At 40.4% G+C, this 12,588-nt stretch carries 12 protein-coding genes and 2 pseudogenes; 5 read left to right on the top strand and 9 right to left on the bottom strand.

Annotation, left to right across the window (positions count from 1 at the left end; translation table 11 throughout):
• Positions 1–32: 32 nt before the first annotated feature.
• The 3 genes from NST38_RS13650 to NST38_RS13640 all read right to left on the bottom strand — a co-directional run bounded on the left by NST38_RS13650 (position 33) and on the right by NST38_RS13640 (position 4,708).
• A complete protein-coding gene (locus NST38_RS13650) occupies positions 33–623 on the bottom strand; it encodes a biliverdin-producing heme oxygenase (RefSeq protein WP_076249501.1) in 591 nt (196 codons plus the stop codon).
• Positions 624–921: 298 nt separating this feature from the next.
• The gene (locus NST38_RS13645) at positions 922–4,056 is read right to left on the bottom strand and encodes an MMPL family transporter (protein WP_076249502.1); all 3,135 of its coding nucleotides are present in this window, start codon (positions 4,054–4,056) and stop codon (positions 922–924) included.
• A 79-nt stretch (positions 4,057–4,135) separates the two neighbouring features.
• On the bottom strand, positions 4,136–4,708 hold the full coding sequence (locus NST38_RS13640) for a TetR/AcrR family transcriptional regulator (protein ID WP_076249503.1): 573 nt from the start codon (positions 4,706–4,708) through the stop codon (positions 4,136–4,138).
• 159 nt (positions 4,709–4,867) lie between these two features.
• On the opposite strand from NST38_RS13640, the gene NST38_RS13635 reads away from it, so the two are divergent.
• From NST38_RS13635 to NST38_RS13620, 4 genes are all read left to right on the top strand, one after another.
• Positions 4,868–5,665 carry a Nif3-like dinuclear metal center hexameric protein gene (locus NST38_RS13635; protein ID WP_076249504.1) on the top strand — a complete coding sequence of 266 codons (798 nt, stop codon included), beginning with the start codon at positions 4,868–4,870 and terminating at the stop codon, positions 5,663–5,665.
• Positions 5,666–6,189: 524 nt separating this feature from the next.
• Entirely contained in the window at positions 6,190–6,615 is a 426-nt protein-coding gene (locus tag NST38_RS13630; RefSeq protein WP_036608521.1) for a DMT family transporter, read from the top strand.
• A gap of 45 nt (positions 6,616–6,660) precedes the next feature.
• Positions 6,661–7,359, top strand: a complete 699-nt coding sequence (locus NST38_RS13625; RefSeq protein WP_036670692.1) for a Crp/Fnr family transcriptional regulator — start codon at positions 6,661–6,663, stop codon at positions 7,357–7,359.
• Between the two features lie 14 nt (positions 7,360–7,373).
• Entirely contained in the window at positions 7,374–7,862 is a 489-nt protein-coding gene (locus tag NST38_RS13620; protein ID WP_076249505.1) for a DMT family transporter, read from the top strand.
• A 90-nt stretch (positions 7,863–7,952) separates the two neighbouring features.
• Here NST38_RS13620 and NST38_RS13615 read toward each other — a convergent pair.
• The 3 genes and pseudogenes from NST38_RS13615 to NST38_RS13605 form a co-directional block, all read right to left on the bottom strand.
• Positions 7,953–8,138: pseudogene (locus NST38_RS13615) on the bottom strand (YebC/PmpR family DNA-binding transcriptional regulator); the annotation flags it as partial.
• Positions 8,139–8,268: 130 nt separating this feature from the next.
• Entirely contained in the window at positions 8,269–9,330 is a 1,062-nt protein-coding gene (locus NST38_RS13610) for an HNH endonuclease (RefSeq protein WP_083684213.1), read from the bottom strand.
• 211 nt (positions 9,331–9,541) lie between these two features.
• Complete coding sequence (locus tag NST38_RS13605; protein WP_076249506.1) at positions 9,542–9,787, bottom strand: hypothetical protein; 246 nt, start codon at positions 9,785–9,787, stop codon at positions 9,542–9,544.
• A 102-nt stretch (positions 9,788–9,889) separates the two neighbouring features.
• Between NST38_RS13605 and NST38_RS13600 the strand changes: the two genes are divergently transcribed.
• On the top strand, positions 9,890–10,312 hold the full coding sequence (locus NST38_RS13600; RefSeq protein ID WP_076249507.1) for a hypothetical protein: 423 nt from the start codon (positions 9,890–9,892) through the stop codon (positions 10,310–10,312).
• 495 nt (positions 10,313–10,807) lie between these two features.
• Here NST38_RS13600 and NST38_RS13595 read toward each other — a convergent pair whose 3' ends face one another.
• The 3 genes and pseudogenes from NST38_RS13595 to NST38_RS13590 all read right to left on the bottom strand — a co-directional run bounded on the left by NST38_RS13595 (position 10,808) and on the right by NST38_RS13590 (position 12,540).
• A complete protein-coding gene (locus tag NST38_RS13595; protein ID WP_047842745.1) occupies positions 10,808–11,092 on the bottom strand; it encodes a hypothetical protein in 285 nt (94 codons plus the stop codon).
• Between the two features lie 31 nt (positions 11,093–11,123).
• Positions 11,124–11,231 (bottom strand): annotated as a pseudogene (locus NST38_RS31630) (colicin E5-related ribonuclease); the annotation flags it as partial.
• A 592-nt stretch (positions 11,232–11,823) separates the two neighbouring features.
• On the bottom strand, positions 11,824–12,540 hold the full coding sequence (locus NST38_RS13590; RefSeq protein WP_036608916.1) for a YebC/PmpR family DNA-binding transcriptional regulator: 717 nt from the start codon (positions 12,538–12,540) through the stop codon (positions 11,824–11,826).
• Positions 12,541–12,588 lie beyond the last annotated feature (48 nt).

The raw sequence follows: 12,588 nt of genomic DNA, 5'->3' as shown, positions 1-12,588 counted from the left end.
GTTTCCTTTTAATATATGAAATAAAGTCCGCCCTACGTATTAATCCATTGATCTAATAGTCGGAATGTCTCTGATGCACTGTGTACCATGTTGTCATGATCTTCTGGAGTGCTGATGGACTGCTGCAGCAAACCTGTAAACTCGCTCCATCTTGTTCTTGTCTCTGAGCCGTAAGCATTGAAATATTCCAATCCACGATCAGCCTCAATGGGCAGGAACTGCGACAAACGCTTGGTCATGATCTGTCCACCGTTCGTGGACCCCTCAATTACATACAGATATCCGAACAAACGGGCAGGTGTTGAAATATCCGGCAGTTCTTCACAGAGCGGAAGTTGAATGATCTCTTCTTCACTGGCACCCAGATTTCGTAAATCTTTTTCCAACAGTCCAGCCTTGCCTCTAATCTCAATATCCAGTCCCGTACTTTCCCAGAAAGGCTGTTGTACAGCCTGATCCTCCAGCGGTTTCAGGAATCCATAAAATTTCTCTAAATATGTTCTATATTCTTCTATAGTCACAGTTTGATTCATAATGGCTTTTGCATAAGGGTTCTGTTCTACTTGTCTGTGATAATGAGCTGTCTCGCTCTTCAGACGTTCCATAATAGTTGTTGCTGTCATCGTAGTTATCCCCTTTCACAATCTGTTCTGTTGTTGCAAATGAATGCTGATCCTCAACTGATTCTCATTGCGCCTTAAAATAGAACTACTTGCGCTGCAATCAGCTCCATTTAATACAAACAAGACTCTATGTAAGTATACTTATTCTTGTTTGAGAAAACTATATGAATCCGTCATTGTTTCACGTTAGATTATTTCCCGCATTGTTATGATAACTTAGTTAAAATTCATAGGATAAAAAAATAAAAAACGACCCCTGACGTCATGTTTGTCAGGAATCGTTTGATATAAAGATGATTTATTTATTTATTTGTTTGTTTATGGGATCGGACCCCGAACCCCAGTTTTTTAACTTGTGTAATAGACTGATTAGAGCCGGAAGTAAGATTGGAAGCATGACAAAACTTAGCAAAACCAATCCGATGATGACAGAAATAGCTACTTCAATCAGCGTAACAACACCGGAAGGAATTAGTGCGGCGAAGGTACCTCCCAATATTACTGCAGCCGAGATCACGACCCCTCCTATATTACGGGAAGCTTCCGTAATTTTATGAATTGGATCTCCTTCAATCTCACGATATTTCATCATGAGGAAGATACTGTAGTCCACACCAAGTGTAACAATCATGATCAGACTGAAGAAAGGAACGTTCCAGCTCAGATAGTCAACGCCAAGCGGGCCAACCATCAGCAATTCATTCAGACCAAGGGCCACATAATACGTCAGGAATAATGCACCTATAATGATTACAGTCTGCCAAAACGAACGAATAATGAACAAAAGTATCAATCCAATTCCAATCAGCATGATCATGGACGTCCGATTCAGATCACCTCCGGATAATTCTTTCATATCCAGGTTCTGTGACGGTATGCCGCCCAGTGCCACTTTCGCCTCACTCAAATCCGTGCCAACCAAAGCCGTTTCCAACTGCTTGTTAAGATTTTGAACAACATCCATCGCTTCTTTCGAATATGGATTATCGGTCAAAATGATGGAGATTTCCGCTGTCTTCCGATCCGAAGACATATACATGTCGAGCGAACTTAGAAACTCTTCTCCTTTTAATACCTCTTCTGGAATGTAGAAGCTTTTCGCAGCATCAGACTGGCCAATATGACCCAAATAATCTTCGGCATCACCAAGACCCTTCGACACATCTGAGAGTCCTTTTGTACTTTCGGTCAATCCGGATTTCAACTCACCCATTTTGTCCTGCAAATCGTTCAGACCGCTTAACAACTGACTCTGTCCTTCATTAATCTGACCCAGCCCATCTTTCACTTCCAATGTTTTACCCGCTATCTGCTTGGTTCCATTGGCTCCAGTCGCCAAACCTTTGGATAGCTCGCCAGCACCGTCTTCAAGCTGATCGACACCTACAGCAACCTGAGTCAGACCGCCACTAATTTGAGCCATTGACTCGTTGGCTTTCTTGAAAGAAACCATAGCCCCATTGTACTGCTGCATCAACGGGTCCAACTGTGTGTATAACGCGTTCAGTTCGGTTTGAGCCGCTTGAGAAATACTAATCACTTGTACAGCATCTTCTTCTGGTTGTAACTCAGGATGATTCGCAATTAGACGGGTCATGCTGCCTTCGATCTGAGCATAGGCATCAAGCGCTCCCTTAATGGCTGTCTTGATGCTTGTGAAAGTACCACTAAAGGAACCAAATCCCTGTTCAAGTTGCGTATACCCTTTTTGCAGATCACTGGCACCTTTAGACAGGACTCCAACCTTTTCTTTAAGGGTAGTAAGTCCGTTTTTCAACGTCTCTGCCCCTTCTTTCCCATTATTCAGCCCATCAGATACCTGATTCATGGCGTCTCCCAATGCATTTACTCCAACTTGCAACCGGCTTGTCCCGTCAATCAACAGCTGTACGTTACTTAAATCATTTGATGATTGAAGCTGTCCAGCTGCAGAGGACAAACCTTCCTTAATTTCGCCCACACCATCGTTTGCTTTACCAATACCCTGATTAAGCTCCTCTGCTTGATCGTTAATATACAACTCTTTAATTTGGACTCCAGTTGGTCGAGTGACACTGTAAACCTCAGAGACACCTTCCACCTTGGACATCTTATCCGTCAGATCATCCAGTGCCTTCAGCAATGTCTGATTGTCCATTGCCTGCTCGGATTGCACAACCAATGTTGTTGGCGCTGAGAATCCTGGTGCATAATGCTCCATAATAAGATTAATCCCCTGTTTGGAATTGTAGTCATTATTGACTTCAAACAGGTCATTATAACTTAGTCGATTACTGTAACTGAATAATAAAGGAACACTAATCACCGCAACCAGAATGATTGCCAGGAAAGGTCTTCGTACCGATTGGCGGGATAAAAATCCCCACAGTCGGCTGTCCGCATGGCCTTCGAATTTTTTCGATGGCCAGAACATTTTTTTGCCCATGACAACCATGAAGAACGGGTTCAACGTATTGAGGACGATAATGAGAACCGCTACTGCGATCGCCACCGCAGAGGTTGCCTGATATAACTGAAACTTGGCAAGCAGGAGTGAAAGAAACCCGATGAATACAGCGATGCCGCTATACAATACGGTTCTGCCTGCTGTTTTAAATGTCGTTTTGGTCGCAAGAATCACATCGCCATTTTGTCTACTTAGTTCCTCCTTGAATCTGGTATATAACAGGATATTATAATCCGTACCAATACCAAAGAGGATAACGACCATAAATATCTGAGTAAAGTTCGAGAATGGAAAGTTAAACCAATCTACAAGATATCCCACAATAGCTAATGAAACAACGTAAGATACACCTACCGTGAGCAGTGAAATAACAGGTATGATCGGCGATCTAAAAATAATAATCAGGATAACGAGGATGAAAATGATTGCGATAATTTCTGTTTTCTGCACACCGTCTTCAATAGATTTACCAAAATCATCATCGATCAGGTCAGCTCCCGTCAGATATGTATCCACATCAGGGATGGCTGAAGATTCTTTTAACAGACTAATCACTTCCGAAAGAGGAATATTTTCATCTTTAGTGACGGTGATTTGAGTCAGGATCGTGGTTCGGTCCTCGGATATAAGCCGATCGGCTTGCTCTTCACCATCCAGATGGCTTGTGATCGTCTCAATATTCAGTTGCTTTTTCTGATTTTTCAGGTTGGATAAAACGGATTCGATCTCCGTCTTTTGCTGGTTCGTTAATGCTTGTGTATCTTCTCCACTATTAAATACAGCAATGATGGAATAGGTATTCCCGCTATCCTTATCCATATCTTTCAACATAATCGCAGCAACCTGGCTTTGTGCCGTTTCAGGAATTGAAATCTGTCCTTTTTCTTTTACCAGTTGACCAAAATCAGGCATCGCCACTACAGAAACGAGAGTAATGAGTATCCAAAAAATCAGGGAAATCGTTCTGGGATTCCTTAGTTTATTCATGATTTATCTTCACACACCTTATGTCTAGTATAGGAATGAATATTCATTCCGTTTATGTTGTAAAAAAAGGCCAATAGAATCAATGGACTCTAATGGCATTCCACAGGCACTCCTCAAGCTGGTTCATTAGCTCCGGCGTCGCTTCCAGGAGACCTTTGTTAAAGTGTTCAAACAAATGAATGAAAGCACCGTAGACTATATTCATTAAAGCTTCTGTAGGCAGTATAAGAATGGCTCCTTGCTGCTGCCCCTTATGTATGCATTCATTCAGAAACCCCATAAATTCATTGACACTTTCCTTGCTTTCATCGTGAAAATGCAATGCATTACCCGTAGAATTAATAAACTTTAGGCGATCCGGGTCGGACTCTGCGAACTTGAACAATCCACGAAAAATATGATGAAACTGGTCTCGTACAGGTATCGGCTCATTCGGAAATCCCTGTTTTAAGGCATCAAGAAACTCCCTGATACTTTTCTGAAAAAGTTCATTCAACAATACTTCCTTGTTCGTAAAATAACGGTAAATAGTTCCTGCTCCCACCTGAGCCGAATCGGCAATCATCGGCATGGTTGTTGCATCGAATCCCCGCTCGGCAAAAAGCGTTAAAGCAGCTGCAAAAATATCATCTTTTTTGCTGCTTTTAGCCATGTGGCTATCCCTCCTTTATACAGGAATGAACGTTCATTCCGTTATGTTTGATTAGTATAACTCCTTTTGTCACTTCAAGCAAGACCTTTCTATCCTACTGTTTATTCTTCAAAATGATACAATAACTATAAAATCTATTATTTTGGAGGACTTATGTTCATGAATATAACCATTCAAGACATTATACAGTATCTCACAGCCCATGTAGAGTTACCGGAGAACACGGTAGATCGGCTGATTACTGGCTCGTCCGACCAAACGGTCACAGGTGTGTTTGTTACTTTTATGCCCACTCAACATGTCATTGAACATGCCGTACAACGTGGGGCCAATCTAATTATCGCTCATGAATCCCCCTTCTACAACCATCACAGTCATACCGATTGGTTAGCCAATGATCCAGTTTATGAAACTAAAAGAAAGTTGATCGACGAAGCAGGCATTTCCATCTATCGATGTCATGATATCATCCACCGCTTCCAACCGGACGGCATTACCGAAGGACTGATTCAGACCTTGGGATGGTCCTCTTATGTGGAACAACGACTAGCGGAAGCAGACATTCTTTCTTTTCCGGAAGGAAGCACCGTTGAAGCTATTGCTCACCATGTGAAAAGTTCCCTGGGCATCGATTATGTACGCGTTGCAGGCAATGCGGAAATAGTCTGTAGACGTGCAGCGGTATTGGTAGGTTTTCGTGGCAATGGCCCTGTGACGATTCCCTTGATTCAGAATGAGCAATTGGATCTCATCATCGCTGGAGAAGGATTCGAATGGGAAACACCGGAATATATCCGTGATGCTGTGCAACAAGGCAAGTCCAAGGCATTGATCATGGTGGGGCATGCAGAGAGCGAGGCTTCGGGAATGAAGCTATTGGCAAACAGGTTGGCAGAACGTTTTCCCGAATTGTCTGTTCGTTTTATAGGCGAGAAGCCTGTGTACACTGTGATCTAATAGGATCATTTGATTTGTATGGAGAGGATCAGGATCTTCTAGCTGATTGCTTCTATTCTCATTGCCTGTCCTACCCTGGAGCTTTGGATACTTTCTATGCTCCGGGGTACGCTGGGCAGACTCTCGTTTCATTTCCTGGATAGCTAACGAACCTGACACACTCTATTTAGCGAATATTAGCCGATTTTCAAAAGTAACGAATCGTAGACACCCTATGCCTCCATTCCCCCTGTTTTACCGCCAATTCTACCCAACATAGCCCATTTAACGTCGCTGAGATTTGTTAGATTTCTCAATTCAATCGAATCAGTACAATAAGGTGTCACTAGTTCGTTAGATTATGATGAAAAATGAGTACTAAGCACATATGCCACGCATCTTTTCATGCCCCATCTGGATTTTCCGAGTTCTTTATTGTACTCTAGATGCTGTGACTTCAAAGCTCAGGACATTTGTCCTTGGCGTTCAGAGTCAATTTATCATTTAATAATAGAAGTCAAAGTGATTGAATAAGGAGCGTACATATGAGAGGAATTATTTTTGCATTACTGGGCGGCGCGTGCATCACGCTCCAAGGTGTTGCCAATACTCGGATTAGCACCGACATGGGCACATGGCAGGCCGCTACGATTACACAACTGACAGGCTTCATCTTAGCGGCGCTGATCCTAATGTTTGTTAGAGACACCAACCTTCAAGGACTCAAACAAGTAAAACCTATGTACTTGGCTGGAGGTGCTTTTGGCGCCGTCATTATTTTCAGCGAAGTGACGGCCATTCAGCAAATTGGGGTTACGTTCACGATCTCGGCTCTGCTCATTGCTCAGCTGTTCCTGACTTTTCTGGTGGATAGTAACGGATGGTTCGGCGTGGTGAAACAAAAGATGAAACTGCCGCAATTTCTGGGCATTGCCTTAATGGTGACTGGTGTCATTATTATGAAACTATAGTTTTTGAAGAAGGATTGAAACATATCGTCGGGGGTGAATAACAGCGTGCAAGAGATCCATAACGAGCAACAATTAATACAATATCTGAAGCAATATCAACTCGAAACTGTATTTCACGAGCCCCTGCGTACACATATGACGTTATGCCATTTCGAGAAGTGTGAATTGATCTGTCGTGAAGGGGAAACTTCCGAATATTTGTACGTACTGGTCGAAGGTAAAATCAAGATTTTCACCACCTCCGCACAGGACAAAACGCTGGTGCTTTGTTTCAAAACACCCCTTGAAGTTGTCGGTGACATAGAGTATGTCCGTGAAAGCGATATTGTTAATACGGTTCAGGCTGTGTCACCTGTGGTGATGCTTCGCATTCATTATCAATGGCTCGCTGAGCTTGCCAGCGATTATGCACCTTTACTTAAATTTTTGCTTAAAATCATCTCACACAAATTCTACATTGACTCGAACTTTTCCAATTTCAACCTGATGTATCCCGTTGAGGTTCGTCTAGTCAGCTACCTGCTCTCCATCTCAACAGAAGAAGCGGGCAACGTCGTTCATGAAGAGCTGGACGCGTTCAATCTGACCGACATCGCGAATCTGATCGGCACCAGTTACCGACACCTGAACCGGGTCATCCAGAAGCTCTGTGCAGACGGGTTAATTGAACGACATCAGGGATTGATTATGATCAAGGATCGAGCGGGTCTAAGGGAAATAACAGGTCACAATATTTATGAATAAGGAGTTCGACAACCATGTTAATCACAGGTATTTCGCTTGCACTACTGGCAGGTGCACTTGTCAGTCTGCAAACGATTTTTAATAGCAAAGTCAATGAACGCACCGGTTCATGGTCCACAACAACGATGGTGCTTTTCACCGGATTCATTGCTTCGTTCCTCATCTCTCTGCTAGTGGAGGGCAAGAACACATTTAGCTTCCAGCATATGCAGCCCTGGTACTGGCTCAGTGGAGCCATCGGCGTTGGCGTGGTCTTCTGTCTCGTGCAAGGGATGAAGCTGCTTGGTCCCACATATGCCATCTCGATCGTGCTAACATCCCAGCTGAGCTTTGCACTATTGTTTGATTCCATGGGGTGGCTCGGTCTGGAGCAAATTCCTTTTTCGTGGAATCAGCTGCTTGGTGTACTTGTCATTGTTGGGGGAATTATATTGTTCAAGTTTGGTGGGGGTAAATCGGAAAAATCAGAGCAGTCCCCTGGAAAACTTCAGTCTGACTCATAAACGAACAAAAAAAAGAGTGTCCGTCCAATCCCGCAGATTGGTCAGACACTCTTTTTATGCAATCAAACCACCACGTATCGTTTCGTTCTCTTACACGAACTCTACGTTATGGTAGACCTGCTGAACATCTTCAAGGTCTTCAAGCGCATCGATCAGTTTCTCGAACTGAGCTTGTGCATCCTCTGGAAGTTCAATATGGTTTTGCGCAAGCATGGTCAGCTCGGCTACTGTGAACTCAGTAATACCAGCAGCTTTGAATGCTTCTTGTACAGCGTGCTTATATTTGTATTTCTCTCACTTTTTGTATGAAATTTTATACATTATCATACCAAATTATGAGTGATTTTACTATAACAGATTACATGTTTATCCTTCTTAAATGTAGTTATAAGCATTAGAGACAACATCAATGAGGCGTATCGGTAACTTTATCTTTAATAATCCGTTTTAGTTCTTCAATGGAATATGCCGGTTTACGTTTATGTAACATAGCATGGCAGTTCGGACATATAGGGCGTAAGTCTTCCACTGGATCAATTTCATATTTTTCACTAATCTCATGCAAAGGCTTCAAATGATGAACATGGATAAAGTTCTCACCGATAATTCCGTAAATGTTAACAAAGTTAAACCCACATACTTGACAGCCTAATCCATAATGTTCTATACACTTCTTCCTAGCTATTGGATTTCTTTCATATACATTTACTGATACTTTCTTTACAGAACCTTCAGTATATATTTCAAGTTCATTGACTTCTTCCGCAAGAATTTCTGGATGATTTTCAGTTTCATTATCAAAAGACCATATTATTTTAACTGGACTTTCATCAAAATAGTCTTTTGCTCTTCCATTTCCTAAAAACAAAAATTTAGGATCATTACTATCTTCTCTCGCGAATATATATGTTCGTCCCTCTGGATTGATTAGGGATTGTATAGAACTCTGTGTTAATGTACTTTTATTTCGCCCATACCAAATAAGATCATTTCCATCAAACCGATTTGGATGGTCATGTCCTGTTCGCCCTGCGGTTCCCACATTTGCAAAGATGAAAGAATCCTTCTCATATTGAGTATATCCAGTATTCCAATGGCCTTTTTGTTTAGCTTTTGGAACATTTAATTTCTGATATATATCATTCCGCGAATAATACTCTCCCACTCTAAATGTTTGTTCTTCTGACATTTGCATTTCATTTTTTGTAGCTAAAGTTTCTTCTATAACTTCAAACCCTAATCGCTTAAGAAAGTTGTTAGTTTCTGCTCCCCCATTAAACCTATCACGACTTAAAGCATGTCCATTAGCAAACCTATTTGCAACACTTATTACATATTTCGGTGGATACAGCCCACCATTATACCTTAAATGATATTTAGTTGATTCTCTCTCTTTTGGTACACCCTCTTTATGTATTACAGCTATAGCATCTAAGATATTTTGTTTAACTATGTTTTGTGGAATCATTTAATAATTAGCTCCTAATCACTTGAAATTCACCCTTAAATCTCAACAACATAAACAGTTGCAGCACTATACTAAATACACAAGATGAAATTGAGATTATACAACATTACATTCTTTGTCGTACTATATTTAATCATTTTGTGTAATATAAAGATACAGTGCAATTAGCACTGCATCAATCTTTGTCAACTTTATGTAAATTGGTACTCTTCTATCCTTCTTCAAGATTTTTATAATCTGGTACAAAGAGCCTACCCTGATGCTCAGGCTTTCGTAGCAAGTCTACATGCTGCTTAATTGTATTCACGTTATTTCTATAAATGAAGAAGTGATTTTTTAGTAAACTGTTATTGAAAATCTCCTCAGCTATTTCTTCGCTTGATTTGTGAGGATATTTCTCCAAAAACATGTAAATAGCTAGATTTTCAGATTTTGTCCATTCAGGTGCTCCAGCCATATAAATATACCTCCACTTTTTTATGAAATCCTTTACCTATCGTATCATTTATGGTTAAAACTGTATATAATTATAGTTACTATTGTGAAAAGGAATGAGAACATGCCCAAGGTGTATATCATTAATACAAATAAATCAAACAACCCCCAAGCTGAAAGTGACATGATTAGTAACATGAAATGTGCCGCTTATTATAGCCCTTGGAAGCATTATATCGACACAATCGAAGCAAACGATATTGTTTATCTCTATAGTAGTGGTGTAGGGATAATTGCAAGAGGGATAGCTACAGGTATTGTTGAAATTGATGATTACAATGGGGAAGAGAATGAAGAACATTATATGCACCTAAATCGATTTGAGAAATTGAATACACCATTAACAGCTGATAAAATCACGAATATACTTACAGAGGCTACAATTGATAAAAAGGAATATAAGATTCAATGGAATCAGACTATGATTCTCATTGCTTATTCACTAGGATTAAAAGTTTGGCAAGTGATCACCAAAAAACACATTTAGGATGTACTGTTTTAACAGAATACAAGGAATGATCGTTAATGACCGAAAACAAGAATGCATCTAAGAAGAAAAGTCTATTGGATGTGGTCGGATCATTAGGACCTATACATGGTGATATACCAGAACAAACAAAGGGTAAAACATTCGATTAAATTAGAAAAGAAGCCATCACTAAGCACTTTCAGGAACAGTATGAAATGCTTAATTCATCCAATGAGAAAAATAATGAGACACAAAAAACACTAATAGCTCAGTGCTAATAGTGTTTTTCGCACAAAGTAAATTAAAAGACTATCTAACGAGATTGTTCTTCCACTTTCCATGAGTTAGAGTCGATTGGAGTACATGAATCCGAAAGTTTCACAAACTCTAAAACTGTTCAAAACTAGCAGAAGGATTCTTCTCTGAATATTTAGTAACGAATTGGACCATAGCTTTATATGCCATCAAGTCCAGAACGGAGTATGTTCGTTCTTCAATAGATGTATCTCTTTCCTATGAGTAAATAACTTCATACATATGATTCAAACTTGATTTACTCTGGATAAATGTAATAGCCCTGTCCCAATTCCCATTTTGCTGAGAAGCAGAATAGTCAACACTATGCTCACTTACTGGTTGTGTTTTATCCTTGGAGATTATAAAAGCATCGATTCCTAAGATGCTCAAGTTATTATCCTTACAGTAAGTAATTAGATCAATCGCATCCGAAAAACTATATAAATACAGACCACCACGTATTGTTGCTTTGTCTATAATGTTATTCTTTGAAAGACTCATTTTTTTCTCCTTTCTTGGTGAGTAAGAATTTTTATTGTACTATCCGGTTCCCAATCTGATCGTTTCTGTTACTTACTTGAATAATTAAACCTGATTCATCCTCAACAGTAACATAACTTCCATCTTCGTTAAAATATGCTGCTGCTTCTTTACCATTCGCCTTGTTTTCAGCCTCACTAGTTTAACTTTAGGTTCTCTCATCCATTTCAAACCTAGCACTGGATTTCTCTTTTCATCGATATACCCTTCCTCCACAATGAATTTTAAAAATGAAGGATATTTTTTTGTATTCCATTAATGTAGGTCTCTGATAGTCCTTTCAATTCCAAGTTCATAAGATATGCTTTGATGTGAGAGGTGTTGACTTCTTCTACTTTAACAACTGAAAATTCATTACATAAGTAATTCAGAAATACCCTATTGTTATTTCTATATCCTTTTATAGTGGGGATACTATAGTCCTTGATCTCCTAATCAAAAAGAAACTCTTTGTAAACATCTTCAAATAACATAAAAAAACTCACTCCTTATATGGATTTTCCCATACAAAAAGTGAGTTTTAATACTGCCCTTAGACATCTTAGATAGGAAAACATATATCATCATAAAAATCACCAAGCGCTAACAGGTATACCCTCGCTGAGCTATAAAAATGATGAATTCTTAATATTTGTCCTACCCTGACAAGGCTACAATGATACAATCATACCACCACGTATCGTCTCGTTCTCTTAAACGAACTCTACGTTATGGTAGACCTGCTGAACATCTTCAAGGTCTTCAAGCGCATCGATCAGTTTCTCGAACTGAGCTTGTGCATCCTCTGGAAGTTCAATATGGTTTTGCGCAAGCATCGTCAGCTCGGCTACTGTGAACTCAGTAATACCAGCAGCTTTGAATGCTTCTTGTACAGCGTGGAATTGATCCGGTTCTGCATATACAATTACAGCATCGTCTTCGTCCACGATATCACGTACATCCACATCTGCTTCGAGCAAAAGTTCCAGTACTTCCTCGGAGTTTTTGCCTTCTATACCAATAACCGCTGTTGGATCAAACATATAGGCAACAGAACCGCTGACACCCATGTTTCCGGCATTTTTGTTAAACGCAGAGCGTACTTCCGGCGCTGTACGATTCACATTGTTAGTGAGTGCATCAACGATGACCATCGCACCATTCGGTCCGAAGCCTTCATAACGCAACTCTTCATAGTTCTCATCCCCGCTGCCTTTTGCTTTTTCCATCGCACGATCAATGATGGCTTTGGGTACATTATACGTTTTGGCACGTTCCAGCACGACTTTCAGTGCACGGTTCGCTTCCGGGTCCGGTTCGCCCTTCTTGGCAGCTACATAGATCTCAACGCCGAATTTAGCGTAGACCCGGCTCGTGTTTGCATCTTTTGAAGCTTTCTTTTCCTTGATATTATTCCACTTACGACCCATATCGTTTCCGCTCACTTTCAACATTTAATCTGCTTTCTACTATGCCAT

The organism is Paenibacillus sp. FSL H8-0104, assembly GCF_038050215.1.
Classification (GTDB): domain Bacteria; phylum Bacillota; class Bacilli; order Paenibacillales; family Paenibacillaceae; genus Paenibacillus; species Paenibacillus amylolyticus.
The sequence above is the reverse complement of the archived record's forward strand: the minus strand, read 5'-3'. Positions and strand labels throughout refer to the sequence as shown.